Source organism: Actinomadura macra NBRC 14102 (assembly GCF_001552215.1).
Classification (GTDB): Bacteria; Actinomycetota; Actinomycetes; order Streptosporangiales; family Streptosporangiaceae; genus Spirillospora; species Spirillospora macra.
This window is the reverse complement of sequence record NZ_BCQT01000010.1, coordinates 312733-339634: the sequence shown is the minus strand read 5'-3', so window position 1 is coordinate 339634 and position 26902 is coordinate 312733. Positions and strand designations below refer to the sequence as shown.

At 71.4% G+C, this 26902-nt stretch carries 19 protein-coding genes; 10 read left to right on the top strand and 9 right to left on the bottom strand.

Annotated elements, in window-relative coordinates; genetic code table 11:
• The first annotated feature begins 38 nt into the window (after positions 1-38).
• The 9 genes from AMA02S_RS18315 to AMA02S_RS18275 are packed head-to-tail and all read left to right on the top strand — an operon-like array spanning position 39 to position 11272.
• Positions 39-2420, top strand: a complete 2382-nt coding sequence (locus tag AMA02S_RS18315; RefSeq protein ID WP_067459953.1) for a CaiB/BaiF CoA-transferase family protein — start codon at positions 39-41, stop codon at positions 2418-2420.
• Positions 2417-3592 (top strand): thiolase domain-containing protein, encoded by a 1176-nt coding sequence (locus AMA02S_RS18310; RefSeq protein ID WP_067459951.1) that lies wholly within the window; start codon positions 2417-2419, stop codon positions 3590-3592. The genes AMA02S_RS18315 and AMA02S_RS18310 overlap by 4 nt, the downstream gene beginning before the upstream one ends.
• Positions 3589-4017 (top strand): Zn-ribbon domain-containing OB-fold protein, encoded by a 429-nt coding sequence (locus AMA02S_RS18305; protein ID WP_084265282.1) that lies wholly within the window; start codon positions 3589-3591, stop codon positions 4015-4017. The genes AMA02S_RS18310 and AMA02S_RS18305 overlap by 4 nt, the downstream gene beginning before the upstream one ends.
• 45 nt (positions 4018-4062) lie before the next feature.
• The gene (locus tag AMA02S_RS18300) at positions 4063-5478 is read left to right on the top strand and encodes a 3-oxoacid CoA-transferase (RefSeq protein ID WP_218005019.1); all 1416 of its coding nucleotides are present in this window, start codon (positions 4063-4065) and stop codon (positions 5476-5478) included.
• 45 nt (positions 5479-5523) lie between these two features.
• Complete coding sequence (locus tag AMA02S_RS18295) at positions 5524-6954, top strand: amidase (protein WP_245667632.1); 1431 nt, start codon at positions 5524-5526, stop codon at positions 6952-6954.
• Positions 6951-8390, top strand: coding sequence for an aldehyde dehydrogenase family protein (locus tag AMA02S_RS18290; protein ID WP_067459945.1), 1440 nt, complete (start codon positions 6951-6953; stop codon positions 8388-8390). Before AMA02S_RS18295 ends, AMA02S_RS18290 begins: the two co-directional genes overlap by 4 nt.
• A 9-nt stretch (positions 8391-8399) precedes the next feature.
• On the top strand, positions 8400-9449 hold the full coding sequence (locus AMA02S_RS18285) for an Ldh family oxidoreductase (RefSeq protein WP_067459943.1): 1050 nt from the start codon (positions 8400-8402) through the stop codon (positions 9447-9449).
• Entirely contained in the window at positions 9446-10219 is a 774-nt protein-coding gene (locus AMA02S_RS18280) for an N-acyl homoserine lactonase family protein (protein WP_067459942.1), read from the top strand. Before AMA02S_RS18285 ends, AMA02S_RS18280 begins: the two co-directional genes overlap by 4 nt.
• Before the next feature lie 51 nt (positions 10220-10270).
• Complete coding sequence (locus AMA02S_RS18275) at positions 10271-11272, top strand: ArsR/SmtB family transcription factor (protein WP_067459939.1); 1002 nt, start codon at positions 10271-10273, stop codon at positions 11270-11272.
• On the opposite strand, the gene AMA02S_RS18270 is transcribed toward AMA02S_RS18275, so the two are convergent.
• The 5 genes from AMA02S_RS18270 to AMA02S_RS18250 all read right to left on the bottom strand — a co-directional run bounded on the left by AMA02S_RS18270 (position 11247) and on the right by AMA02S_RS18250 (position 18748).
• Positions 11247-12116 carry a GlxA family transcriptional regulator gene (locus tag AMA02S_RS18270; RefSeq protein ID WP_218005018.1) on the bottom strand — a complete coding sequence of 290 codons (870 nt, stop codon included), beginning with the start codon at positions 12114-12116 and terminating at the stop codon, positions 11247-11249. The genes AMA02S_RS18275 and AMA02S_RS18270 overlap by 26 nt on opposite strands.
• Before the next feature lie 329 nt (positions 12117-12445).
• Positions 12446-13483: a helix-turn-helix domain-containing protein gene (locus AMA02S_RS18265; RefSeq protein ID WP_067459936.1), complete on the bottom strand. Its 1038-nt coding sequence runs from the start codon at positions 13481-13483 to the stop codon at positions 12446-12448.
• On the bottom strand, positions 13473-14375 hold the full coding sequence (locus AMA02S_RS18260; protein ID WP_067459935.1) for a JmjC domain-containing protein: 903 nt from the start codon (positions 14373-14375) through the stop codon (positions 13473-13475). Before AMA02S_RS18260 ends, AMA02S_RS18265 begins: the two co-directional genes overlap by 11 nt.
• A gap of 48 nt (positions 14376-14423) precedes the next feature.
• Entirely contained in the window at positions 14424-15722 is a 1299-nt protein-coding gene (locus tag AMA02S_RS18255) for a lanthionine synthetase C family protein (protein WP_067459930.1), read from the bottom strand.
• On the bottom strand, positions 15719-18748 hold the full coding sequence (locus AMA02S_RS18250; protein ID WP_084265281.1) for a lantibiotic dehydratase: 3030 nt from the start codon (positions 18746-18748) through the stop codon (positions 15719-15721). The genes AMA02S_RS18255 and AMA02S_RS18250 overlap by 4 nt, the downstream gene beginning before the upstream one ends.
• A 420-nt stretch (positions 18749-19168) precedes the next feature.
• Here AMA02S_RS18250 and AMA02S_RS18245 point away from each other — a divergent pair, with 420 nt between their 5' ends.
• A complete protein-coding gene (locus AMA02S_RS18245) occupies positions 19169-21073 on the top strand; it encodes an ABC transporter ATP-binding protein (protein WP_084265280.1) in 1905 nt (634 codons plus the stop codon).
• A gap of 147 nt (positions 21074-21220) precedes the next feature.
• Here the strand turns inward: AMA02S_RS18245 and AMA02S_RS18240 are convergent, their stop codons facing one another.
• The 4 genes from AMA02S_RS18240 to AMA02S_RS18220 are packed head-to-tail and all read right to left on the bottom strand — an operon-like array spanning position 21221 to position 26838.
• Positions 21221-21835, bottom strand: coding sequence for a pyridoxal phosphate-dependent aminotransferase (locus AMA02S_RS18240; RefSeq protein ID WP_157430672.1), 615 nt, complete (start codon positions 21833-21835; stop codon positions 21221-21223).
• On the bottom strand, positions 21832-23097 hold the full coding sequence (locus tag AMA02S_RS18230) for an FAD-dependent oxidoreductase (RefSeq protein ID WP_067459921.1): 1266 nt from the start codon (positions 23095-23097) through the stop codon (positions 21832-21834). Before AMA02S_RS18230 ends, AMA02S_RS18240 begins: the two co-directional genes overlap by 4 nt.
• 52 nt (positions 23098-23149) lie before the next feature.
• Positions 23150-26239 carry an amino acid adenylation domain-containing protein gene (locus tag AMA02S_RS18225; RefSeq protein ID WP_084265279.1) on the bottom strand — a complete coding sequence of 1030 codons (3090 nt, stop codon included), beginning with the start codon at positions 26237-26239 and terminating at the stop codon, positions 23150-23152.
• A gap of 53 nt (positions 26240-26292) precedes the next feature.
• Positions 26293-26838 (bottom strand): hypothetical protein, encoded by a 546-nt coding sequence (locus tag AMA02S_RS18220; protein ID WP_067459919.1) that lies wholly within the window; start codon positions 26836-26838, stop codon positions 26293-26295.
• Positions 26839-26902 lie beyond the last annotated feature (64 nt).

The window sequence follows — 26902 nt, the reverse complement described above, 5'->3', positions numbered from 1 at the left end:
GAACCGGTAGGCCTTCAAAGCGAGGTGGCCCCCTTCGGGTGGTCGAACTCGCCGAGGGCGTGGCCGGCCAGAGCTGCGGACGGTTGTTCGCCGGCTTCGGCGACTCCGTGATCAAATGCGAGCCTCCCGGCGGTGATCCACTACGGACGCAGGAGCCGGTCGACGCCGGCGGGGTGGGGTACCTGTTCGCCGCGTTGAACGCCGACAAGCAGAGCGTGCAGGTCGATGTGGAGAGCCGGGACGGCAGGGCCCGGCTGGCGGAACTGCTGGCGTCCGCCGACATCGTGATCACCGATTCCGGGCCGGGCCGGGCGCGGGAGACCGGTTTGTCGCCGGCCCGCCTACGCGCGGAACACCCGCGGCTGGTCGTCGTCACGATCACGCCCTACGGCGCCGATGACGTGCGGTCCGATGCTTACGGGGACAGCCTGCTGGCCGAATGCTACGGAGGTCTGGCGGCGATGGTCGGCGAGCCTGCGCGGGCGCCCCTGAGCCTCGGCGGCGAGCAGACGGCACACGCCGCGGCGTTCGCGGGCTTCTACGGGTCCATGCTCGCGCTGCGCCGGCCGGGTGGCGATGTGGTCGACGTCGCCCTCTGCGATGTGGCCGCGTACATCGATTGGAAGAGCGACGTCGTCTACGCGGAGACCGGCCTGATCCCGGTGCGGACGGGAGCGAGCAGCGGCCGCTGGCGGATCGTGCGAGCGGCGGACGGGTATGTCGGGTTCGTCTTTCTGCCTGAGCAGTGGGACAGCGTCGTCGCGCTCGTCGACGACCCGGCGCTCGCGGACCCGCGGCTGCGCGGCGATCAGGCGCGCTTCGAGCTCATGGAGTCCTGGTGGCCGGTCGTCGAGAGATGGGCCGCGCAGCGCACCAAGCGGGAGATCTACCACGGTGCCCAGCGGCTCGGCCTGCCATTCGGGTACTGCGCGGACCTGGCAGACCTCGCGGCCGACCCCCAGTACCGGGCGAGATCGTTCATCACGGACGCAGAAGCCGAAGCGGCGGTGCCGGACGGCCGTGCCCCGCTGGCGCCCGTCGTCGGACTGCCATGGCGGTGCGGTGCGCCGCCGGACCTCGACGCCGGCGAACCGCACCGCAGCGAACACGCCGCGGACGGACACGCCGCGGACAGAGCCGGCGCGGACCTGGCCGGTGCGGGCGGGGCGACCGTCCCGCCTCCGCGGCTTCGCCTGGTGGACGGTGCGGAGCGGGACGCCAAGCAGGGCCCGCTCGCCGGTGTCGTCGTGCTGGACCTCGGCACCATCACGGCGGGGGCCGCCACCGGCCGGTTGCTCGCGGACTACGGCGCCACGGTCATCAAGATCGAATCGATGGAACGGCCGGACGCGTTCCGGGTGTGGCCGGTGCCCACGGCGGACGATGCCGAGGTCACGGAGGATTCGCCGCTCTTCGCGTCGAACAACGCGGGCAAGCTCGGGATCACGATCGATCTGAAGACCGGCTCCGGGCGGGCGGAGATGCACCGGCTCGTCGCACGGTCCGACGTCCTGATCGAGAATTTCACCGTGGGGGTCACGCGCCGGCTCGGCATCGACCATCCGACGTTGAGCGAGATCAACCCACGCCTGATCTACCTGTCGCTGTCCAGCCAGGGGCAGTTCGGTCCCGAGTCGGGCATCCGATCCTACGGTTCCACCCTCGACCTGCTCTCCGGCCTGGCCTCGATCACGGGATACGCGGGCGACGGGCCGATGTGGTCGTCGGCCGAGATCAACTATCCCGACCAGCTGGTCTCCCTGTTCGGTGCCGGGCTGATCGCGTACTGCGTGGCCAGGGGCCTGCGCGGGACGCATCTCGACGTGTCGCAGCGGGAGCTGGTGAGCTGGACGCTCGCCGACCGCATCGCCGAGTATCGTGCAGCTGGGACCGTTCCAGGACCGACCGGCAACCGGCGTCCCGGCAGCACGCCGCACGACGTCTACCGGTGCGGTGGGGACGACCAGTGGATCGCGATCGTCTGCCGAACCGACGCGGAGCGTGCCGCGCTGGCGGCGCTCGTGGGCGCCGACCGGCTGGCGGACAGGTCGGCCGGCTGGTGGGAGCGGAACCACCAGGAGGTCGACACCGCGATCGGCGCCTGGACACGGCGGCTTTCCAAGGAGGAGTGCCTGCGTGAGCTGACCCAGGCCGGGATCGCCTCGGCGCCCGTCCGGTCGGCCCGCGAGCGCGCCGCGGATCCGCTGTTTCGACGTCGCAGGGTCTTCCTCGACGAGCCCCGCAGGCAGAAGGGATTTCCGCTGCGGCTGCTCGGCTACGAGCCGCCGGAGCCGCGGCCCGCACCGCGAATCGGGCAGCACAACGCCGACATCCGCCATGGCCACTGGCCGGGTGCCGCGGCCGTCAGTGCCGCGGAGCCCACCGAAGTGCCGTCCCAGCGTCCGGGAGGACCGACATGAACGTCAACGATGCCGCCGTCATCATCGGAGCATACGAACATCCGGGTAGAGAGCTGCCAGACAAGTCGCTGGCACAGATCCATGCCGAGGTCGCGGTCGGGGCGCTCGCCGACGCGGGGCTGACGCTCGCCGACGTCGACGGCTACTTCTGCGGCCACGACGCGCCGGGATACGGCGGCGGCTGGGTCTCGATGGCCGAGTACCTGGGCCTGCGCAATCTCACCTACATGGACTCGACCGAGAGCGGCGGGGCCTCGCCGATCTACCACGTGTCGCACGCGGCGGCGGCCATCGCGGCCGGCAAGTGCAACGTCGCGCTCATCACGCTCGCAGGCAAGCCGCGGACGGGCATCCAGCCCGGTGGGGGTGGTCCGGCGCGGCCGGAGGACTCCTTCGAAGGCGCGATGTTCGGCGTCACCGGCCTCGTGAGCTCCTACGCGCTGTCGGCGCGCCGGCACATGTACGAGTTCGGCACGACGAGCGAGCAACTCGCCGAGATCAAGGTGGCGGCGACGAAGCACGCCTCCCACAACCCGAACGCCTTCCTGCAGAAGGTGATGACGGTCGAGGACGTCGTCAACTCGCCGCTCGTCGCGGACCCGCTGCACCGGGCCGACTGCTGCCTGGTGACCGACGGCGGCGGCGCCGTAGTCGTGGTGAGCCGCGAGGTCGCTCGCAGCCTGGACCGGCACGCGGTGCGGATCATGGGCCAGGGCGAGTCCGCGAAGCTGACCAACGGCGGCAAGGTCGACCTGACGTACACGAGCGCCGTCTGGTCCGGTCCGCCGGCGTTCGAGCAGGCCGGAGTCACCGTACGGGACATCGACTACGTGTCGATCTACGACAGCTTCACCATCACCGTCCTGGAGATCCTGGAAGACCTCGGCTTCTGCGAGAAGGGCAAGGGCGGCCGTTTCGTGATGGACGGCGCACTCGTCGCACCGGACGGACGGCTGCCCTTCAACACCGACGGTGGCGGGCTGAGCAACAACCACCCCGGGCACCGCGGCGGGATCACGAAGATCATCGAAGCGGTGCGGCAGCTCCGGGGGGAGGCGAATCCGGGCGTGCAGGTGCGCGACTGCGAGATCGCCCTGGTGCACGGTAACGGTGGCGACCTGGGCACTCGGATGCGCAGCGCCACGATGATCCTCGGAAGGGACAGCGCGTGAGCGACGTACGGAGCCCGGTCCTGCCCACCCCGCAGCCGGTGGTCAACCCGGATACCGAGAAGTTCTGGAAGGCGGCGGCCGAGGGGACCTTTCTCGGCAAGCGCTGCGACGACTGCGGCGAGGCGATCTGGTACCCGCGACCGATATGCCCGTTCTGTCACAGCATGAACACCCGGTGGGAGGCGTTCACCGGCCGCGGCGTCGTCTACTCCTACAGCGTCGTCCACCGGGCCGCCGGCGAGTGGAAGGGCGTCACCCCCTACGTCCTCGCCTACGTGGAGCTCGAAGAGGGACCCCGCGTGATGACCAACATCGTCGACTGCGACGTCGAGCAGGTCCGCATCGGGGACGCCGTCGAGGTGGTGTTCGAGGACACCGGGAACGGCAGCGCGCTACCCCGCTTCCGTCCCGCCAGCACGACGTAAGAAGCCGCGACGAGATTGTGTGGGCCCAGAAGAAGGTGGATAGGCATGACGATTAACAAGGTGTACGAGTCTCCGCTGGCGGCCGTTTCCGACATTCCGGACGGCGCAAGCGTGTCGATCGCCGGGTTCGGGATGACCCACAGCTTCCCGACGAGCCTCACCGTGGCGCTGCGGGAGCACGGCGCCCGGCAGCTGTGCATCGTGGCCAACTCGCTCGGCACGGGCGAGTACCGATCGAACACTCTCATCGAGAACAAGCAGGTCAACCGGCTGATCGTGTCGTTCTCGGCGCGGGCGGGCGAGGCGACCTCGGCCGCCGAGAAGCAGATCGCCGCGGGCGAGATCGAGGTCGAGCTCGTCCCGCAGGGCACGCTCGTCGAGCGGCTGCGCGCGGGCGGCGCCGGGATCGGCGCCTTCTTCACGCGCACCGCCGTCGGCACCGCGGTGGCGGAGGGCAAGGAGACCCGCGTGATCGACGGTGTCGAGCACGTCCTGGAGATGGGGCTGAAGGTCGACTTCGCACTGATCCGCGCCGCCCGCGCCGACCGCTACGGCAACCTCGAGTTCGAGGGCGTGGGGCGGAACTTCATGCCCGCCTTCGCGAAGGGCGCCCACGTCACGATCGCCGAGGTCGACGAGATCGTCGACGGTGAGCTGGACCCCGAGTCGGTCGGTCTCCCCGGCATCTTCGTCAGCCGGGTGGTCCGCAAGACCGTCGACGTCCCGCACGACTTCCCGGCGCCGAGGGCGGGACGCGGGGCCGACAGCGCCCGCACCTACAACGGGAAACCGGCACTCACCCGCCTACAGATGGCGGAGGTGGCGGCGGGACTCGTGCCCAACGGCAGCTACGTGAATCTGGGCCTCGGAATTCCCACGCTCATCTCGAACTACATCTCCGGGCGCGACATCGTCCTGCATTCGGAGAACGGCGTCCTCGGCTACGGGACCATCGCCGCGCCCGAGGACTACAACCCGGAGGTCTACAACGCGGGCGGTCAGTACGTCCATCTGGAGCGGGGCGCCTCGTTCTTCGAGAGCGTGACGTCGTTCGAGATGGTGCGCGGCGGAAAGGTGGACTTCGTCGCGCTCGGCGCGTTCCAGGTCGACGCCGCGGCCAACCTCGCCAACTGGAGCACCCCGAACATGGTGGGCGGGGGCATCGGCGGGGCCATGGACCTGGTCGCGGGCGACGTCACGGTCATGGTGCTGATGACGCACTGCGATTCCGGCGGCCGGCCGAAGCTCGTCAAGAATTGCGAATACCCGCTGACGGGCCTCAACTGCGTCGACATCGTCGTGACGGATCTGTGCGTGCTGCGGCGGAGCGGCGACGCGTTCAAGGTCGAGTACGTGGCGCCGGGATTCACCGCCGCCGAGGTCGCCGCGCTGACCGAACTCGAACTCGACCTTTCTGATGCCGTTCCGGGAGGTGCATCGGCGAATGGCGTCGCGAGCTGATCGCCGCGGCCGCACACCATCCGGTCACCCGGCATAGGAGCCGTTGTGTCAGATCTCGCTGGGATGAGCGCCGCGGAGCTGGCCGGGGCGTACGCGCGGCGCGAGGCCTCGCCGGTGGAGGCGACCCGCGCCGCGCTGGCCGCCATCGAGGAGCGGGACGCCGAGCTGAACGCGTTCGTCCTGGTCGACGCGGACGCCGCGCTGCGGGCGGCGGCCGTCTCCGAGGCCCGCTGGTCGGCGGGCGCGCAACGCGGCGCGGCCGACGGCATCCCCACCACCGTCAAGGATCTTGAGCAGACCCGCGGGTGGCCGACGCTGCGCGGCAGCTGGCTGGTCGCCGACCCGGGCCCGTGGACCGAGGACTCGCCGAGTGTCGCCAGGCTGCGGGAGGCCGGCGCCATCCTGCTCGGCAAGACCACGACACCGGAGTTCGGGTGGAAGGGCGTCACCGACTCGCACCGCTTCGGGATCACCAGGAATCCCTGGGATCCCACGCTGACCCCCGGCGGCTCCAGCGGTGGCTCCGCCGCGGCGGTCGCGGCCGGGATGGGCACCTGGTCGATCGGCAGCGACGGGGGCGGCTCCGTCCGTGTGCCGGCGGCCTTCACCGGCACGGTCGGCTTCAAGCCGACCGGGGATCTCGTCCCGATGTATCCCACCGGCAGCAACGGGCTGCTGTCGCATCGCGGACCGATCTCCCTGTCGGTCCTGGACGCGGCCATCATGCTCGGCGTGATCACCCGGCCCGACGTGCGCGACTGGGCGGCGCTGCCCGTCCGGGACGAGTCGTTCGTCCACGGCATCGAGAAGGGCATCGCCGGCCTCTCGATCGGGTACTCGCGCGACCTCGGATACGGCAGCAACGACCCCGAGGTCGAATCGCTGGTGGACGCGGCGGTCGGCGTGCTCGCCGACCTGGGCGCGCACGTGTCCGAGGTCGAGCCGATCTTCGAGGATCCCGTCGCGGCGTTCCAGACGATGTGGTGCGCCGGCATCGCGAGGACGCTGCGGGGCTACCGCCCGGACGACCTCGGCCGGGTGGACCCCGTCCTGCTGGAGTATGGGGAGGAGGGCCGTGAGATCACCGCGCTGGCGTATCTGGACGCCGTGGCGGTGTGCGCCGATCTCGGTCACCGCATGGCGCGGTTCCACGAGTCGTACGACGTGCTGGTCACGCCGACCGTCCCGACCGTCGCGTTCCCGGCGGGCCAGAACGCTCCGGACCCCGCGAACTCGCGCGTCTGGGCGTCGTGGACGCCGTACACCTATCCGTTCAACATGACCAGGCAGCCGGCACTGAGCGTGCCCTGCGGCCGCACGCGTTCCGGGCTTCCGGTCGGCCTCCAGATGGTGGGCGCCCGCCATCAGGACAGTCAGGTGCTCAGGGCGGGACGCGCCTACGAGAAGCACACCGGCTGGTCACCGGTCGCCGAGGCGTCGCGGGCGCGGGCAACGAGGAGAGGACAGCCGTCATGACAGAACTTCCCACGGTCGCGAACCTCATCAACGGCACATGGGTGCGCAGCGACCACGAACGCACGGTGCATCACAAGTTCACCGGCGAACCGCTTGCGGTGGCGTACGACGCGACGACCGACATGGTCACCGACGCGGTGTCCGTCGCGCGCCAGGCGAGCCGGACGCCGCTGGATCCGCTGGAGCGCTTCGAGATCCTGCGGACGGTCGCCGGGGAGATCGCGAAGAACCGCGAGCGGCTCGCCCTCGACGTGGTCCGCGAGTCGGGGTTCAGCCTGAAGGACTGCCTCGGCGACACCGACCGGGCCGTCCAGACGATGCTGACGTCCGCCGAGGAGGCCAAGCGGATCGACGGCGCGGTCGTCCCCGTGCAGGCGGCGCCGGGGTTCGCCCACCGGATGGCGTTCACCATCCGCCAGCCGGTCGGCGTGGTGGGTGCGATCACGCCGTTCAACTCCCCGCTGAACACCGTCGCGCACAAGATCGGACCGGCGCTCGCCGCCGGGAACGCGGCAATCGTCAAGCCGTCGCCGTTCACGCCGATCGCGGCGGCGGCCCTGTGCGGGATGCTGCTGGACGCGGGGTTGCCGGCCGGCCTGATCGGCTTGGTGCTCGGCCCGGGAGATCCGGTCGGACGGGCGCTCGTCGAGGACGAGCGGGTCGATTTCGTGACGTTCACCGGCAGCACCGCCGCCGGCAAGAGCATCTCCGCGCGCCTCGGTATGCGGCGGGCGACGATGGAGTGCGGCAACGTGTCCGCGACCATCGTGTGCCGCGACGCGGACATCGCGTCTGCGGCGCAGCAGTGCAGCCGGGGCGCGTTCCGGAAGTCGGGCCAGGTGTGCACGTCGGTGCAGCGCCTGTTCGTCCACGCGGACGTGCTGGAGGAGTTCCTCGGCGAGCTGGCCACCGCCGCGTCCACACTCGTCGTGGGGGACCCGGAGGACCTGGCGACCGACATCGGGCCGATGATCAGTGAGGCCGCGGCGGCGCGGGCCGAGGACTGGGTGAACGCCGCGGTCGGCCAGGGCGCCCGCATCGTCGCCGGCGGGAAGCGGTCGGGCGCGACGATGACCCCGACGATCCTCGTCGATGTTCCGCCGGAGGCGCGCCTGCTGTGCGAGGAGGCGTTCGCCCCCGTCGTGTCGGTGGTCCCGTTCGACGACCTCGACACCGTCATCGACGCGGTGAACGACACCCCGTACGGCCTCCAGGCGGGCGTCTTCACACGGGATCTGGACACGGCCCTGGCGGCGGCGCGCCGCCTCCGGATGGGCGGAGTCGTGATCAACTCGCCGTCGAGCACCCGCGCGGACATGATGCCCTACGGCGGCGTGAAGGACAGCGGATACGGGGTGGAAGGGCCCCGCTACGCCATCCGCGAGATGACCGAGGAGCGGCTGGTGCTGATCGAGCCGGCGGGCGGGCCGAGGTGAGGACCGGAGATGTCGAGCGTACGGATATCCGCTGACGAACTGCGCGACGCCGCGACGCGGATATTCGTCGCGTGCGGGGTTCCGCTCGATGACGCCCGGCTCGTCGGGGACAGCCTGGTGCAGGCCGACCTGTGGGGCCACCAGTCGCACGGGGTGCTGCGCGTCGGTTGGTACGTCGACCGCATCCGCTCGGGCGTCATGGCCGGCGAGACGAAAGCCGAGATCGTCTCCGACGGCGGCGCCGTCGCGACACTGGACGGCCGCGACGGCGTCGGCCAGGTCATCGCCGCGCGTGCCGCCGAGGAGGCCATCGACCGGGCCGGACGGCACGGAATCGGCGTCGTCGCGGTGCGGAACTCGAACCATTTCGGGACCGCCGCGTATTTCACGAGGATGGCACCGCCGCGCGGCTGCATCGGAATCCTGACAACCAACTCCAGCCCGGCGATGGCGCCGTGGGACGGCCGCGGAAAGCTCGTCGGCAGCAACCCGTGGTCCATCGCGGCGCCGCTGGCCGGCGACCGGCAGATGGTGCTGGACATCGCCAATACGGCCGTCGCCAGAGGAAAGATCTATCTCGCGAGGAACCAGAACAGCAAGATCCCGGACGGATGGGCGGTCGGCGCGGACGGATCGCCGACACGCGACCCCGCTGAGGCGCTCCTCGGCGCGGTACTGCCCATGGCCGCCCACAAGGGATACGGCATCTCGGTGATGATGGACGTGCTGTCAGGAGTGCTGACCGGAAGCGGCTTCGGCTCGGCCGTCAACGGGCCCTATCAATCCGTCCACCCGGGCCGGTCGGGTCACCTCTACATGGCTTTGAACATCGCCTCTTTCAGCCCGATGCAGGAGTTCGAGCAGCGAATGGCGGACCTGGTCGCGGAGCTCAAATCCGGCTCGCGGGAGGGGGCGGAGGAAGTGCGGTATCCGGGCGAGCTGGAGAGCCTGGCGGAGTCGCGGAACTCGCGGGAGGGGCTGCTGCTGCCCGAGCGGACCATCGCCGACCTGCGCCGGGTCGGCGATGACCTGGGGGTCGACGTGCTGGGGGAGCGATGAGGGTCAGCGCGCTGCGCGTCGGCCGGTCGAGAAACGTCCCACTGACCAGTGCCGTCTACGGCTCGGCCAGCGACGACTCGATCGACGTCCACATGTTCATGTTCGTGATCGAAGCAGCCGGCACCCGCATAGTCGTCGACACCGGAACACTTTCCCCCGACTACGTCCGCCGGCACCATCCCTACGATTTCGCGCGTGCCACAGAGGAGTCGCCCGAGAACGTTCTCCGCGAAAGTGGGATCGACCCCGACGACGTCGACTTCGTGGTCAACACCCATCTGCACTGGGATCACTGCTCGAACAACGCCCTGTTCCGGAACGCCCAGATCCTGGTGAACCGCAAGGAACTCGAATACGCGGTGCACCCGTTGCCGGTGCACGAGCGCGCGTACGAGAAGCTTCCCGGGCTACAGGCACCATGGATGTCGGCCTGGGACCGTATCGAGGCGATATCCGGAGAGCAGAAGATCTGTCCGGGCGTGACCGTCGTCCCGCTCCCCGGACACACCCCGGGCTCCCAGGGCGTGCTCGTCGAAACGGGCACCGGACGCCACCTGCTCGCCGGTGACGCGATCGGCGTCTACGAGAACTGGAACCCCGACTGGCGAAAGAGCATCGCGCCGACCATCCACACCAACCTGTTCGAATGCTACGAGACCTTCGAATTCGTCGCCGGACTGGACTGCGAGGTCATCCCCAGCCACGACCACCGAATCCTCGACAGCCCCCTCTTCCGGCGTCCCACCACCTTGGTGTCACAAGAACGATAGGAGTCCGCCGGGGTGGGAACCCAGGGTCGGTTGTTGGGGTCTATCTAGATCGTGGACGACTATGTGATCCCGCTGGGGCCTCTGGAGCACGTGAGCGTCAGCGTCATCCGTCACCCGGGAGCGACGATGCTCTCGGTGCTCAGCGATCTGCTGGGGGGACGCAAGCATGGCGTTCCGGCCGTCCGGCGGGACGTCGTCCGACGGTCCCTGCCCGCGGCGGACGCGGCGGGCATGGTCGCGCTGCTCTCGTCGGCGGACGGGTGGCTGCCCGAGAGTCTCGCGCTGCTCCGGACGCTGGACAGCATCGACATGGCGACGGTTCTGGAGGAGGTGGACGGGCTCGATCCCGATCTGCTGGCGGCCGAGGTCGACGCGGGGTTCGGCGGTGACCCGCCGCCCGTCTGGCGGGCGGTGGTGGACCGGCCGGAAGCGTTCGTGGCGTCCTATCACCGGCTGGTGGCGGCGGCCTGGGACAGTTTCGCCCCCCTGTGGACGGAGTCGGACGGCCTGCATGCGCGCGAGGCGGAACGGGTCGGTGTCGCGGCGGTCAGCGGTGGTCTGGAGATCGTGATGAACGGTCTGCGTTCGGCGGTGAGTTTCGACGGCGGCCGGCTGCAACTGCCCAACTGCCGCCCCAACAGTGCGCCCTGGCAGCTGGCGAACACCGAACACCGCCGGCTCGTCCTCGTGCCGCTGGCGTCCGGCCTCACCGCCAGCATGTACAGCGTCGAGCGCGAGGACGCGGTGTGGGTCGGCTACCCGCTGCCCGGCCTGGGCCAGATCCTCGACCGCCGCCGCGCCGGGCCCGCGCCGGGCGATGCCCTCGCGCTGGTCCTCGGGCCGGTGCGCGCGGCGATCCTGCGGCACGCGGGGAACGCGCCGTCCGTGAGCGACCTGGCGAGCAGGCTGGAGCTCGGCCCCAGCACGGTGACCTACCACTGCGACCACCTGGTCAACGCGGGTCTCCTGGAACGCGCGCGCCGTGGACGGGAGGTCCGGCTGAACCGCACCGACCGCGGGACGGGCCTCATGAACCTGCTGTCCGCTCCCTAGCGGCACGGCGGTAGGCGTTGGGAGGGACGCCGTGCCGGTTCATGAAGTGCACACGCAACTGCGCCGGCTGGAAGCCCACCGCCTGGGCGATCGCGGCGATCGGCTCGTCGGTGGTCCGCAGCAGCTCCTCGGCGTGGTCGAGACGCTGGTCGCGCAGCCAGACGATGGGGGTCGTGCCGGTCGCCGCGCGGAAGCGGCGGGCGAAGGTGCGCGGGCTCATCGAGGCGTGCCGCGCCATCTCCCCGACTGACAGGGGCTGGTCCAAGCGGGTGCGCGCCCAGGACAGCAGGTCCACCAGGTCCGCGTCTTCGGGGGCCCGCCCCTGCGGCGGGGCCGGCCCATCGGCGTGGCACGCCATCAGCTGCCTCGCCACCGCCTGGGAGACCGCCGGACCGTGCTCCCGCCGCAGGAGGTACAGGCACAGATCCATGCCGGCGGCCGTGTTGATGCCGGTCACGATGCGGTCGGTGTCCACGTAGAGGGGCTGCGGCCCGTCCGTCGGTGGGGCCAGGCAGACGACCGGGCTCCGGTGGCTTCTCGCGCGTCGGCCGTCGAGCAGGCCCGTGCCGGCCAGCAGGGCCGAACCCGAGCAGAAGGCGGACACGATCGCGCCGCGGTCGTGGGCGGAGCGGATGGCCTCGACCGCCGGCTCGGGCAGCTGAAGCGGGCGGTGGGCGGTCGGCAGCACGATCACCAGGTCGGCCCGGGTCAGCGCGCCGAGACCGTGTGCCACGTCCACCCGCCAGCCGAGGTCGGTGCGGACGACCCCGGTCTCGTCGCCGCACATCATCAGCTCGAAGGGCGGCAGGCCCTGGCGCGACCGGTCCATGAAGACGCTGCCCACGACGCCCAGCCCGAACGAGCTGACCCCTGGCGTGAGGTAGGCGGCGATCGATCGGAAGGGCGTGGGGGTTCTGAGGACGGGAACCAGCGGTGTGCGACGGGTTCCGTGTTGCGCGCACCGGTTGATGTGAGGCGTGTGTGCTGTTCTCACTGTTCCTCCGCGGATCGACGGTCCAGCGCCTGGCGGTGGAATCCTGCCGGTGGCCGGCCACGACGACGAGCCTTTCGAGCATTATCGAAAGGTCGCCGGGACGACGGCCGTGCGGATCGGGCGTCGTCCCAGGTCGGAGGGGTTCGCGTGACGGTCGCACTCCGGCGGCGGCGTTCGGGTCAGAGAACGCGGGGGTCGGGTGGAAAGAGGCCGACGACTCGGCGGCCACGCTCGGTCTGGTGGATGCGGATCTCGCGGCCATGGCGTTCACGGCGTACCAGGCCGCTGCCCACCAACCGTTCGCAATGGTGGGTCACCGCGCTGGGGGAGAGCTGGGTCAGCCTGGCGAGCTCGCCCATGGTGAGCGGCCGCGCGACGGCCCGCAGCAGCGCGGCGCGTACGGGGCCGAGCATCGTGTCGAGCGACCCGGGGTCCGTCAGATCGTGGGCGAGCGGGTCGAGCGCGGGCAGCGGGTAGGCGATCCACACCGCGGCGGCGTCGTCGAAGTCGCAGATCAGCGCGTCCACGGCCGAGAGCATCGGGACCAGGACCAGGGGGCGTCCATCGAGGTCGAAGCGCGCCGGCTCGGGATCGGGAACGCGCAGCGCGCCGTCCTCGAAGGCGACGGCGGGGTGCAGGCCGTCCAGGACGGTCCCGAGCCCGCCGCGCACGAAGGCGACACCGACGCGTTCGATCTCGCGTTCCAGCAGCGGGAGCGCCTCCGCCCAGAGGGGCTCGACGGCGCTCCAGATTTCGTCCATCGTGTCGGCGTAGCCGTGCAGCCAGTCCCCGGGATGGTCCGCGACGTGCCGCCAGTGGGCGGGGAGGTCCCCGGCGGGGAACGCCGCCTCCAGGTCGTCGAGCAGGCGTTCCCCGGGGATGGCGCGAAGCCGTTCGACCTGGTCGCCGACCACGGTCTCGGTGATCGGGTTCAGCGGCTTCACGGAACCGGGGACGACCGACCGTCCCCGCACCGCGAGCGGGTAGATGGCCTGGATGCTGCGGGGTGCCAGGCGGCCGAGGACGTGGCGCCGCCACCGCGCCGGGGCACCGCTCCGGCCGGCGAAGGCGTCGACGCCCAGCGCCAGCGTCGACACGTACGGGTCGAGTGCCATCCGCACGTCGACGGTCCGGCCGACGTGCAGTTCGGTGGCCTGCTGGACGGGCGGCACCCCCCACCCCTCAGCGACGTCGGCCGTCATCTGGTCATGGGTCATGGCGCGCCGGCTCCACACCCGCGATGAGCGGGCTTTCGCTGATGCGCGGTTCGTGCCGGTCCGCCTTGGCCAGCAAGGCGGCGGGGTCGGTCTTGCCCGCCGCCTCGGCGACGTCGCGGAGCAGCGCGGCGACGGGGGTGAGACGGTCGCCGTCCACCGGGAGCCGGTCCAGCAGCGGAACGGCGGCCAGCAGGTCCTCCAGCAGCGTCCGGATGATCTTCCGGTGCGAGGTCGTCGACAACGCGATCGACAGGTGCAGCGATCCCCGCGGCCCGGCGAACGCCCGGTGGCCGGTGCCCGCCGGGATGTACAGGCCGTCCCCGGGCGCCAGCTCGATGACGTGGTCGGGGTCCCGGTCGGTGTGCAGGCTCTGGCTGGCCTGCCAGCCGACGCCGTCCTGGATGTTCCAGAGATTCCATTTCTTGGTGCCTTCGACCTGGAGGACGAAGACGTCCGCGGCGTCCCAGTGCGCGCCGACCCCGTCGTCCCCGGGAGCGGTGTAGAACGCGTAGGTCGAGATGCCGCCGCCGATGGTCGCGGTGAGCCGGTCGGCCAGCTCCGCGACGGGCCGATACCAGTCCTCGATCTTGACGAACCGCAGTGTGGCCCCCTGCCGGATCTGTTCGGCGATCGCGGCGGTGACGGGGTAGCCGGGCATGCTCAGGGCGAGGTACTGGCGGGTCTCGGTGAACAGCGTGGGCGGCACGCCGCCCTCCAGGAGGTTCACTTGGAACTGCGGGTAGCGCACCTGCCCGTACCGGATCCAGTCGTCGATCCGCTGGAAGCTCAGCAGCGACGTGGTCGTCGGGGACGCCGTGAAGCGCAGGTGCGTCCGGCCCCAGTCCACGCGCTCGCGGTCGGCGGGGTCGGCGAAGATGTCGGACCAGCTCATGCGTCGGTCTCCTTGTCAATCGAGGAGCGGGGCGGTCGAGGAGCGGGGTCAGTCGAGGAGCAGGGCGGCGTCCCAGCCGGTGACGGGTGGTGCGCCCGTCTCATGGCAGTGCAGGGCGAGGGCGATGCCGGCGGCGCCCTCAAGGAAGCCCGGCCGGTCGGTCTCGTGCGCCGCGGCCGGATGCACGTACCGGAACCCGAACGGCGCGTCCGGGTCGTAGGTTTCGCGGAGCCGGGCGGCGAACCCGTCGGCGGCGGACGCGTAGGCGGGGTCGCCGGTGTCGTGGCCCATGCGCGAGGCGATGTGCAGCAGCCCCGCCCAGCCGTGGCACAGCGCGGAATCGTGGATCGAGCGCTCGTCGGAGCTGGTGAGCGCGCCGCGCACCGCGGCGTCGCCGGTCTCCCGCCACTCCTTCTCGTCGAACGCCGTGCCCGCGAGGAACACGGCGCGACCCATCCCCGCCGCTCCGTAGCACCAGGCGTCGCGCGTCCTCCCCGGGTGGTCGTGCTCGTCGAGGGTGATCTCGTGCGGCCAGTAGGGGCCGGCCGGGTCGTCGAGCCGCCGGTCGTTGAGCAGCGCCACGATCGCCGCGGCGGCCTCGTCCTGCCGGTCCACCCGGACGCCCGCGCGCCAGGCCAGTGCCAGCAGCGCGAGCGGACCGCCCACACCGTGGGCCAGCCCGAGGTTGAGGTGGCCGCCGGGGACGTCATGGCTCCGGGTCATGTCATGGTGCACCCACCAGGCGGGGACCTCCCGGCCGTCCACCGTGACCGTCCCGGCGAGCGCGAGATCGACCAGGACCCCGAGGGTCTCGCGCAGCGCCTCGCCGGTCGCCTCGTCACCGGTCCGTTCGTGGCGCGCCAGGAGATACCGGCCGAACCCCGCCCCGCCGGTGATGACGTCGTAGCCGCTCCAGTCACCGATGGTGCCTCCGGCGGCGAGCCGCGACCGCCGTGCCCGCGCCCACCGCCCGACCTGGCCGGCGATGGCCTCATCCAGCTGGGACAGCAGCGTCCCGTACCCGCCCGACGCCAGCGCCGCCGCGTGGCCGGCGAACCCGAGGGCCACGGCGCCGCCGAACAAGGCGGGAACCGGTGGCGGCGCCTCCGCGGCGAGCGCCGCCGTCAGGTGGGCGTGCGCGCGCGCCCGCTGGGCCTGGTCGGTGGCAGCGAGTTCGGCGAAGAGCAGGGCCACCCCCGGATAGGCGTCCGACAGCCCGATCGGCTCCCACTGCCTCAGCACTCCCGACGGGAGGGTCAGTTCGTTCCCCGGACGGGTGGTGAGGTCGGCGACCCTTCCGGGGTCGGCGAGCCTGTCCGCGATGGATTCGACGATCTGCGATGTCATCTGGTCCGGTGCCGCTCTCGGTCGTGGTGGGCCTGGAGGACGCCGCGTGCGATGGCATAGGCGTCCTGCTCTGCGTGGTGATCGATGCCGGCGAGGCGGTTGTGGTGCATGTGGAGCACGCTCGCGAAGACGGCCGACGGATCGTCGAGGGCCTCGCGTACCGCCCTGCCATAGGCCACGACGGGGCCGGCGCGGTGCTCCCAGCCGTCCAGCAACGCCTGCCCGCCGGCCAGCGCCGACAGTTCGGTGAATCCCGTCGCCGGATCCAGCAGCCGCATCGCCTCCCGGCGGCGCTGTTGGAACGCCTTGTGGCGGGCGCCCTTCGGATAGGTCTGGAGCAGCCAGTCCTGCCACCCATCGCCGTACAGACGTTTCGCAAGGTCGAGGTGGTTGGCCGCGAGGAGCAGCGGCATGGGCAGGTCCAGCCGTCCCTCCTCGCGTGCCGCGAGCTGCCCGAGGACGCTGTCCGAGTCCGCGTGGAAGACGCTCTCGGCCGCCTCGATCAGCTCCAGGCCGCCGTACCTGCCCGTCTCGGGCAGGTAGGTGTCGAGGACGATCCGGCTGATCAGCCTCGCCCCGGCGAGATCCGCGGCCCAGCGGTGCACGATCGGCAGCAGCTGCGCGCTGAGCGCCGCGGGCTCCCCGTGGAAACGGAGCCGCAGATGAGGTTCGTCGTCGCGGTAGCGCAGGAAGAACCAGCGGTCGGTGATCGCCGCGGCCTGGCGGACGAGCCCGGGGACGTGCCGCGCGAGCAACTCGCCGTGCCGGCCCGGCGTGGCGTAGACCTTCACGTACAGCCATTCACCGCCGGGCGGGTGGGCCCGCCGGACGGCCTGCCGCCGGATGGTGTCCGCGTTCTCGCGGCGCTGAACCGGGCGCATCGGGACGGCGATCTCCGTCGCGTGTCCCCGTGCCCACCCGAATCCGTACCGGCCGCCGGCCGGAGCCTCCTGGAGCACCGTGCCCGGGCGCTTGCGCAGCTCCGCGTGCAGCGTCTGCAACTGGGCAGTGCTGGTCAGGTCCAGGCGCACCCGGTGGTCGGTGAAGGCCGCGTACACGACGTCGGGTACCGCCCAGTCGGCTCGCCACCGGGCGAAATGCCGCTTCCACTGTGCCCAGTCCGTTTCCTGCGTCAGCTGCGGGTCGGGAAGCCACCGGGCCGGGTACAGGATCGTCCTACCTCGCCGGACGCGCGGCAGGTACGGCATCTGCTCGGCCGCCTCCCAGCTCCACAGCGGCCACGCCGGCGTGGGGCCCTCGCCGATCTCCATCAGCAGCCGGACCGCGTTCGGCGTCGTGAGCTGGAGGTTCAGCGCGTGGAAGGGCAGGGGGGCCAGCTCGCGGCCGTCCCGCCCGGACACCACCAGGAACCGATCATGGTCGGCGCCGATGAGCAGCTCGTCCAGCGCGAGCGCCGCCGGGCGGTCGGCGAACACCCCGGCCGCCGCCAGCCCGCCGACCAGCCGCGGCACCTGGGCGACGTTGGAACTGCGGGAGTCCAGCACCGGCCCGACCACCTGCGCCGGTTCCGCGGGCGCGACCTGCTCACGTGCGATCTCCGCCACCGCGGCGCCGAGCTCCGGCAGCAGGTGCAGGAAACGGCCGAACATCGCGCCGGGCCGGGTGAAGTTCATCGGCGTCATGACGAGCCGGAACTCGCCGTCCCGCAGCCCGTCCTCGGAGTCGGCGACCAGCTCGGCGCACACCTCGGCGTAGGAGGCCGGCGCGTCGGCGTCCGCTGGCCGGGCGAGCCGCTCGACCAGCGCGTCGTCCAGCACGATCTCCTGGCCACCGCGCTGCGCCAGGCCCAGCAGCAACGTGTCGCGCTCGCGGTCCGGTACGGGACGGTCGGGAGGCCGCCGGTGTCCCGGGGGCAGCAGATAGCCGGACGGCGGCCCGATACCGATCTCCGGGTCGATCAGCTCCTTGATCGGGACGAGCGCGCCGGTCCCGTACCGTTCCAGGAACGCGGCCCGGTAGTCGGCCAGCGGGTCGAGCGGCGCCAGCCGGGACGGCAGGATCCGCCAGGCGACCGACACCGCGTCCACCAGTTCGGTCGCCACCGCGTCGGGGAGGATCACGTCGGCGTCCATCCCGAGATCGACCTGGATCGGCCGGTCGCCGGCGTGCAGGCCGCGCATCGCGGCCGTGGCCGTCCGCCACGCCGCGAGCCCGTTGCCCGGCGAGGTCGCGGAATAGGCGGCCAGCGCGTCGCGGACGCCGGCGAGCGCGCCTCGCTCCGGGAGGCGCTCCAGGACGTGGTGCAGCGGATCGGCCGCCGTGGCCGGTGGGCGCAGGTCGGTGAGGAGGAACTCGCGCTCGACCAGCTGCGCCACCATCCGCGCCACGACGTCCGGCGGCGCGTCCGGGAAACCCTCGCGCAACCGCCGGACGAGGTCGGCATGGCGGACGGGCTCGCGAGCGGCGGCCATCGCGGCGCGCACCGCGTTCGTCGCGCGCACCGTCTGCTCCTGGTCGTTCGGGCCCCGCTCGTCCGGCTTCCCCCGGACGAGCGGGAGCACCAGCCGGTCACCGCGGACGAAACAGAGGTCGTTGGCGACCAGGCGCAGGTGGGCGAGCACCTCCGGGTCGGACTCCCACGGGCGGATCACCTCGATGAGCCACCCCATGTCCGCACGGGCATGCTTGCGATGGTCGCCGCCGACACGGAACTTCGGCTCGGTGTCGAACCGCGCCTCGGCGACGCCCGCCATGAGCCCGAAGGGCGTCGGCCGGTGCGTCATCCGGGACAGGTAGCGGGTGGTCGCCAGCACCGCGCGCCGCAGGTTCGCCGCCGACATGGCGTCCCTGGACGTGACCTTGCGCAAGGCGCCGTCGAGCCCGGCGCTGGACACCGCGATGGCCTCACGGACCAGGGGATGTGCCGCCACCTCGCGCAGGTAACGGCGCATCACCTCGGGCGAGTCGAGATCGTCCGGCGGTACCGGCACCTCGGCATCGGCGGCCAATGCGGACAACCGGACCACGGCGAAACCGGGTCTGCGAAACAGTGAATGCCGGGTCATGCTCCCCCTCCCAGCGGTCAACCACGCACAGCCTATTCGCGCCAAGTGCCATGGCCCGCATATTTCCAGGTTCTTAGAAATGATGCCGACAGTGCTGATGGCCGATATAAGGTGACGGCATCGGCGACCTCGTCATTCTCGACAATGGGGTGCTGATAGGAGATCCGCTCCGAATAGCGAGAGAGGACTGTCAGATGGGGGAATTCGACCTCGACCCGAAAGTGGAGGGCGGCTTCGGCTGGGAGGCGCACTTTCGCAATGCCGCACCCGTGCCCGGCATAAGGATGGCCGACGACTCCGAGGGCTGCGTCTACCCGTGCGACCCCACGTGGCCCATCAACTCGTGCCGGTGCGCGTCCGCTGGATGCAGCCACACCTGCGGTGCCACCGGTCGCCCCTGCCTGTGCTGATCGAGCGCGAGTGAGGCGAACACGCCACCGGCGGGCCCCCGGCCGCCCAGCGGAGCACGACCCGCTGTTCGGGCGGGGGATCCGTCCCACGCACGGGCCGCCCTCCGAGGACGCCGGTACCCGTGCGGCGCTGCGCCGGCTACCCGCCATCATCGCGATCACCCTCCGGCTGGGGTACCGGGCGGATCCCGCCGCGCTCGCCGTCGTGGCGGTGAGCCAGTTCGTGCTGGGCGTCGCGACCTCGGCGACCTACCTCACGACGCAGCGGCTGCTCACCGGCCTGTTCTCGGCGGCGCCGCCGGACGAGAAGATCCACTCCATGGCACCGGTCGCGGTCGTCATGGCCTGCGCGATGGCCGTACGGGGGCTGTGCGACGCCGTGGCCATCGCCGCGTCCGGACGGCTCGGACCGCGCATCGCCCAGCGGGCCCAGCTGGTCCTGCTGGAGCAGGCCGTCCGGGTCGAGCAGGTCCTGATGGAGGACGCCGACTTCCATGACCGGCTGAGCACGGCCCGGCGCGGCGCCGACGCGACCTCGCGCGTGGCCCAGAGCACCGTCGGCCTGTGCGGCGAGGTCGTGTCGATCTTCGCGGCCCTGTGGGTGCTCGTCGCGCTGAACCCGTTGCTGACTCCCCTGCTGCTCGTCGCGCTGGCGCCGCGGGCGTGGAGCGTCGCGCGCACCGCCGCCGCCCGGCACTCCTCGATGAAGAGCTGGATGCAGCTGACCCGCCAGGTCGACCTGCTCGCCCAGCTGATGACCAGCCATGAGAGCGCCGAGGAGGTGCGGGCCCACCGGGTGGGCGGCTTCCTGCTGGCGCACTATCGCCGCCTGGCCACCCTGTCGGCGCGGGAGCAGGCGCGGCTGGCGCGCGAGGAGGCGCTCACCCGGTCCCTGGCCGGCGCCCTGAGCGGGCTGGCGGCCCTCGGGACCTACGCCGCGCTGCTGCTGCTCGTGATCGACGGCCGGACGACGTTCGCGACCGCGGGCACCGCCGCGTTCGCGATCCGCTCCAGCATGATGAGCCTGACATCGTTCGTCACGCGGTTCCAGCAGCTGTACCAGGACGGGCTGCTCACCACCGAGTGGCGCGAGGTCTGCGCGCGGGCGCGGGCCGGAACCGTGCCGGCGCGCGGCCGGCCGCTGGTGCCGCCGGTGGAGACGATCGGCACCCGCGGGCTGCGCTTCACCTATCCGGGCGCGCGAACCCCGGCGCTGGACGGCGTCGACATCGACGTCCGGCGCGGTGAGGTGGTCGCCTTGGTCGGCGACAACGGGTCCGGCAAATCGACCCTCGCCAAGCTGCTGACCGGGCTCTACCTGCCGTCCTCCGGAAGCGTCCGCTGGGACGGTGTGCCCACGGGCGACCTGGACCGCGACACTCTCTGGGACCAGATCGCCCTGGTGTCCCAGGACTTCGTCCAGTGGCCGTTCACCGCGCGCATGAACGTCGTGACGGGCCGCCCCGACCAGGCTCCGGACGAGCGCCGGCTGGCCCACGCGGCGCGGTCCACCGGCGCCGACGCCGTGGCGGACCGGCTCGACGACGGCTGGGACACGCTGCTCGCCCGGGAGTTCTTCGGCGGCACCGATCTGTCGGGCGGCCAATGGCAACGCCTCGGGCTCGCCCGGGCCTGGTACCGAGACGCGCCCGTCCTCGTCGTGGACGAGCCCACGTCCGCCCTGGATCCGGCGGCGGAGATCGACGTCTTCAACAAGATCACTGAGCTGGCCGGGCGCGGGACGACGGTCATCCTGATCACGCACCGGCTCGCCTCGGTCGCCCGCGCCGACCGCATCTACGTGCTGGAGACGGGCCGGATCGTGGAACAGGGAACGCATGCCGAACTGATGGGAACGGGCGGCAGGTACGCCGCTATGTACCGTCTTCAGGCCGAGCAGTTCCTGGTGACATGAGCCCCGTTCTCTCGTCGGCCCGCCCGTCACCTCTGCTGGGATCCGGGCTCGCGCCGGGCCGCGTTCCCGGAGCCGCCACCGCTTTTCTGGGGAGGCTCGACGATAATCCGGATGGCTCGCCCCCGCCGGGAATCCCGAGTCGCGGATCTACTGATATTTCCCGTCTCCATGGCGCGGCCCCCTCATTTTCTGAACGACGAGCAACACGTTTTCGTCGCTAGGTGACGTTTCGGTCGCACCCGAAAAGAGAATGCCATCGCGGATCTGCCCCTGGCCAGTCGTAATACAGCCAAAGATCATCTCTTTCCTGCCACTCCAGGACGCGCCGTCGCCGCCGGCAAGCGACCTTGCGCGGCGAGACGGCGGCGGGACCAGCACTTCCTCACCCGCGCCGAGCATGGCCTGGAGCGCCATCACGATCAGCTCGGACACGCCGTTCCCCAGGTAGACGTCCTCGACGGCGAGGCCCTCGAACCCGCGCCGCCGGTAGTGCCGGACGACCGCCTCGCGGGCGGGAAGGATTCCCTGGGCCTCGCTGTACCCGTGGGCGCGCGGCAGCTGTCGGATCACTTCCTGGACGATCTCGTCCGGTGCCTCGAAGCCGAACGCGGCGGGATTGCCGTTGTGCAGCTTGAGGATGCGATGCCCCTCGGCTTCCAGCCGCGCCGCCCGTTCGACGACCGGACCGCGCACCTCGTAGTTGATATCGGTGAAACGATCATGTGATGGGGTAGGCATTGTTTCCTTTCCGATGCCGCTCACCCGGTGGCGGAGTGGTCGAGCAGTCTCTTCAGGCGCGGGCCTTCGGGGGCGAGTTCGCGTGCGATGTCGACCGCGCTGGCGAGGGCCGATTCCTGGCTGTCGACGTAGTGGAGGTAGTGACCGGCGAAGTGGACTCCGCCCATGCCCTGGGCCGCGGTCACGCGCGCTCGTGCGCGCACGGCGGGCGGTGTCAGGCAGAGCTGCCGGAACGACGCCATGGCCAGCGGCCTCCGGGGCGCCTCCTCACGATGGGTTATCCAGCTCTTGAAGACGTCGGCGCCGGCCGGCCCGTACCAGGTGCTGGTCTCCGCCCACCCGCCGTGCACGGTGACGGTGTTGGTCGACCAGTGCCGGCGTTCGGCGGGCATGTAGGCCGGATCGGTGTGCGCGGCGACCAGCACGTCGATATAGCCGAACTCGTTCAGCGCGCTCACGAGCCGGTCGGTTCCGGCGAGGGACGCGACCAGCCGTGCCGCCTCGTCCGGGTGGGTGGCCAGGATGACCCGGTCCACCAGGTGCCGGCGTCCGGTCGAGTCGGTGACCTCGATCTCCTCGCCGACCCGGCGCAGGAGCGTGACGCCCGCACTCGTGCGGATCCGGCCTCGTCCGAGCCCGCCGGAGAGTGCGCCGGCGACCGCGCTCAGCCCCGTCCGCAGGTTGTGCCACACTGGCGCCTCGTCCGGGCTCGCGGGCGGGACGGCGGTGAGGAAGGCCGTGGCGGCGCGCGCGGACATCCCCCTGACCTGGGTGATGTCACAGCCCACGAAGGAGGCCGGCAGCGGGTAGAGGAGAGTGTCCTTGATCTCCCGGGTGACGGGGAGCGGTTCGACGAGTTCGCTGAGCGGTAGTTCCCATGACCTGTCCTGTGCCTGCCACTGCGCGGCCTGGCCGATCATCTGGCCCACCGCGGCCCACTCCTCTCCCAGAATCGTCGAACGTGCGTGGCCGGCGCCCTTGACGTGCGGGGTGACCATCGTCGGTGTGGGATTTGGATGCCGCAGGACCGTGGTCGACAGCGGGATCTCGACGAGGGCTTCCGTCGCCAGACCCAGCTCGTCCAGGAGACCGGCGTAGAGGGGGAAGGCGCCCGGCGCGACGTGCTGCGCGCCGATGTCCACGCCCTGTCCGGCGGACGTGGTGACGGTCAGGACGTGGCCGCCGATCCTCGGCTGGGTCTCGAAGACGACGACGTCGTGGACGGGGTCCAGGAGCCAGGCGGCGCCGAGCCCGGCGATCCCGGCCCCGGCTATGGCGATGCGCATGAAATTCCTCCCGTGTTCGGGCCGTGCGGGGGTGTGCCGTGCCGGGAGCCCGTCAGGAATCCGTCCGGGACGCGGCGGGCTCCAGGAAGCCGGACGTGACGAAGTAGTCCAGGTAGCGGTCGATGAGGTCCTCGTCGACCGGCGGGCAGTGGAGGCCGGCGCCGGCGATCGCGGACTCGAAGTTGCGGCGGCCGAAGTCCGGGAACGTGCCGGCGAAGTACATCTCCTTGACCGAGATGTCGGCGTTGGTGGCCGGCTCGACGAACATGGGCATGTACGGCGCCATCGGCTCGTCGGGGTCGGCGGAGGTGCGTTCGACCATTGCCGAGACCCACGCGTCGTACGGCATGTGCCGCACCGGGTAGCCGCGGGCCGCCAGCCGGTCGGTCAGCAGCCGCAGCCGGGCGTCGTCGGGGTTGGTGACGTGGTAGACGTGTCCGTCGGGCCGCTCGTTCAACACCATGTGGGCGAGCGCTTCGGCGGTGAAGTCGACGGGCACGAAGTCCAGGGGCAACGGGATGTCGGGTGCCAGACCCGTTTCGGCGATCGTGCGGAATAGGGCGCACATCATGGTGTCGGTGTTCCAGACGCCGGTGTCCCGGGTGCCGGTGATCTCGTAGGGGCGGTAGACCGAGACGGGCAGCCCCCGGTCGGCGGCTTGGTGCACCAACTGCTCGGCCACCCACTTCGACTCCACATAACCGAGCGAGATGCGGTCGGGGTGCGCCAGCGGGGTGTCCTCCTCCACCTGCCGCACGCCGGCCGTGCCGAATCCGGCGATGACGGCGATCGTCGACACGTAGTGGAGCGGCTTCATCCGGGCGGTGGTGGCGAACGTCAGCACCTCGCGCGTGCCTGCGACGTTGGTCGCGCGCATCGCCGCGTACGGGTAGGCGAAGTTCACGTAGGAGCCGTTGTGGACGATCGCGTCGGTGTCGGCGGCGAGGTCGTCGAACCGCTCGCCGAGGCCGAGGCGAGGCTGCGCCAGGTCACCGGCCACCGGGACGACGTGGTCCTGGACGGCGCTCCAGTCCAGGCCGTAGCGGCGCATGCGGGCGGCGAGCCGTTCGGCCGCCGCGGCGTCGTCGCGAGCCCGGACCAGGCACCGCACCTCAGGGACGCCCGAACGGACCAGCCGGTCGATGAGGAACACGCCCAGGAAGCCGCTGCCGCCCGTGACGAGGATCCGCTCGGGCCGGTCCGGTGCCCGGCGGGCGGGGAGGGCGAAGTCCCCGAGCCTGGCCTCCTCGGCGAAGTCGATGCGGGCACCGGTGTCGACCTCCGCCCCCGCCAGCAGCCGCTCGGCGGTCCGCGCGAACTCGGTCAGCGTGGGGTTGGCGAGGAGAGCACGGATCAACGTCCTGCTGTGGCCCGCGTCGACGCCCAGCCGCTCGTGCAGCGCGACGGCGACCTGGGTGGCCTGGAGCGACTGGCCGCCGATGGCGAAGAAGTCGTCGTCCCGGGCGATGCCCTCGACGCCGAGGACGCCGGACCAGACGTCCGCGACCGCCTCCTCCGCCCGGCCCCGCGGGCGCCGGTCCGCCGGCACGTCCGCCGCTTCGGGCTCGTCGGAGCCTTCGAGGAGCGTGTCGCGGTCGATTTTCCCGCTGTCGTTGAGCGGCAGGTCGTCGACGATCACATTGCGCGCGGGGATCATGTAGAAGGGCAGGTGATCGCGCAGGAACCGGCGGATCCGGCCCGGCAGGCGCCGGTGCGCCTCGTCCCCGTCGTCCCGCGGGACCACCCACGCGGTCAGCCGCTGGTCGCCGGACTCGGCCTCGTCCAGGGCGACCGCGGTCTCGCGCACCTCCGGATGCGTGGCCAGGGTCGTCTCGATCTCCGTCAGCTCGACCCGGTAGCCGCGGATCTTGACCTGCTGGTCGCGGCGGCCGAGGAACTCGATGACGCCGTCGGTCCGCCACCGCGCCATGTCGCCCGTCCGGTACAGCCGGGCGCCTGGACGGCCGGAGAACGGGTCGGGCACGAAGCGCTCGCGGGTGAGCTCGGGGGCGCCGTGATAGCGGAGGGCGACCCCGTCCCCGCCGAGACACAGCTCGCCCTCCCCGCCGGAGTCGGCCAGGCTGAGGTCGTCGCGGAGCACGTAGGCCGTGGAGTTGGCGATCGGACGGCCGATGGGGATCGACGCCGCCCCTCGGGGCACGTCCTGGATCGGATGCGTGGTGGAGAACACGGCGTTCTCCGTGGGGCCGTACCCGTTGAGGAACGACTCCGGCGGGCCGTGTTCCACCACCGCGCGGCACTTGTCGGGGCTGAGCGCGTCCCCTCCCGCGATCAGGCAGCGCAGCGTCGCGAACATGCCCGGGCTCGCGCTCGCGTGCTGGTGGAAGAGCCCCGCGCTCAGCCACATCACCGTCACCCCCTCCCGGTGCATGAGCTGCTCCAGATCCGGGGTCGACAGCAGGGTCTCCTTCCCGGGGAGGACGAGCCGTGCGCCGTTCAGCAGCACGCCGAAGATCTCGAAGCAGGAGACATCGAAGGTCAGGTTCGTGGTGGCGAGGAGCACGTCGCCGGGGCCGAGGGCGAGATAGTCGGTGTCACGCACGAGCCGGACCGGGCCGCGGTGCGCCACCTCGACGCCCTTCGGCTCGCCGGTGGATCCGGAGGTGTAGATGATGTACGCCCTGTCGTCGGCGGTGACCGCCGGGTCGTCCGGGCGGGACGTCTCACCGGCCGGTACGTCCTCGATGGTCAGGACGTCGTGTCCGCGGACCCGCGAGGCGTCCGCCGACCGGGTGATGACGACGCGGGGCCGGCACCCGCGCAGCACGGACTCCAGCCGCGCGTCGGGATGTGACGGATCCAGCGGGACGTAGGCCGCGCCGCTCATCAGGACGCCGAAGATCGCCGCGATCGCCTCGGGGGAGCGTTCCAGGAGCAGGACGACGACGTCCCGGGGCCTGGTCCCGGCGGCCTGCAACGCCCGAGCCACGCTCTGGGCCCGCCGGGCCAGTTCCTGGTAGGTCCAGGTCACCTCTCCCGACGTGATCGCCGGCCGGTCCGGCGCCTGCGCCGCCTGCTCCAGGAAGAGCTCGTGGAGTACGGCGTCGCGGGGGTAGTCGGTTCCGGTCTCGTTCCATTCGCGGACCGTGTCGGCCCAGCTGCGTCTCGTTGTGCGGGGCATGGCGAATCGCCCTTTCGGTTCGGTGTTGGTGCACGGAATTTCAAGCGGCGGGATCAGCGGGCCGCCTCGGCGACCGCGTCCCAGAACAGGCGCAGGTAGCCCGCGACCGGGCGCGCCGCCGCCATCGCGTGTTCGGATCTCTCGCCACGCCTGATGCCGTCGTCCGCGACGTCGAGAGCGCTCTCGAGGAGTGCTTCTGGGGGCTCGGCGTAGGCGGCGAAATAGGCGGTGGCCTCCTCGCTCGTGCCGTCCCGCCGCTGGAGGGCCGAGCTGATGCGCGCGCAGGATTCGCACCACAGGACGAGATCGGTGTGCAGGGCCAACGCGGCCCCGGCCTGGCCGGATCTCATCGCCAGCCAGCAGACGTAGCCGCCGAAGGCGTGTGCGGAAGCGGGGATCGGGGTGTCGGCCGGCTCGCCGAGCACCAGCCCGACCGACGCCGCCGCCGGGAGGAGCCGGGAGCGCGCCCCGTCCACCACACCGGCCAGTTCCATGAAGAACCCGGCCGCGGGGGAGTGGGGAAACCGGGAGGCGAGAAAGGCGAAGGCGGCGATCTCATTGAGCTGTGCATGGTGCTCGGCGGCGAAGAAGCGGCGCATGTGTGAAGGCCGGAGGCGTCCTTCTTCGGCGAGTTCGACGAAACCGCCTACCGCGTCGCCCCGT

What these genes read in the sequence shown, in the direction of transcription:
- AMA02S_RS18310 (WP_067459951.1), top strand. Translation starts at nt 2,417, where the DNA reads ATGAACGTCAACGATGCCGCCGTCATCATCGGAGCATACGAACATCCG.
- AMA02S_RS18300 (WP_218005019.1), top strand. Translation starts at nt 4,063, where the DNA reads ATGACGATTAACAAGGTGTACGAGTCTCCGCTGGCGGCCGTTTCCGAC.
- AMA02S_RS18290 (WP_067459945.1), top strand. Translation starts at nt 6,951, where the DNA reads ATGACAGAACTTCCCACGGTCGCGAACCTCATCAACGGCACATGGGTG.
- AMA02S_RS18285 (WP_067459943.1), top strand. Translation starts at nt 8,400, where the DNA reads ATGTCGAGCGTACGGATATCCGCTGACGAACTGCGCGACGCCGCGACG.
- AMA02S_RS18280 (WP_067459942.1), top strand. Translation starts at nt 9,446, where the DNA reads ATGAGGGTCAGCGCGCTGCGCGTCGGCCGGTCGAGAAACGTCCCACTG.
- AMA02S_RS18265 (WP_067459936.1), bottom strand. Translation starts at nt 13,483, where the DNA reads ATGACCCATGACCAGATGACGGCCGACGTCGCTGAGGGGTGGGGGGTG.
- AMA02S_RS18260 (WP_067459935.1), bottom strand. Translation starts at nt 14,375, where the DNA reads ATGAGCTGGTCCGACATCTTCGCCGACCCCGCCGACCGCGAGCGCGTG.
- AMA02S_RS18255 (WP_067459930.1), bottom strand. Translation starts at nt 15,722, where the DNA reads ATGACATCGCAGATCGTCGAATCCATCGCGGACAGGCTCGCCGACCCC.
- AMA02S_RS18250 (WP_084265281.1), bottom strand. Translation starts at nt 18,748, where the DNA reads ATGACCCGGCATTCACTGTTTCGCAGACCCGGTTTCGCCGTGGTCCGG.
- AMA02S_RS18230 (WP_067459921.1), bottom strand. Translation starts at nt 23,097, where the DNA reads ATGCGCATCGCCATAGCCGGGGCCGGGATCGCCGGGCTCGGCGCCGCC.
- AMA02S_RS18225 (WP_084265279.1), bottom strand. Translation starts at nt 26,239, where the DNA reads ATGCCCCGCACAACGAGACGCAGCTGGGCCGACACGGTCCGCGAATGG.
- AMA02S_RS18220 (WP_067459919.1), bottom strand. Translation starts at nt 26,838, where the DNA reads ATGCGCCGCTTCTTCGCCGCCGAGCACCATGCACAGCTCAATGAGATC.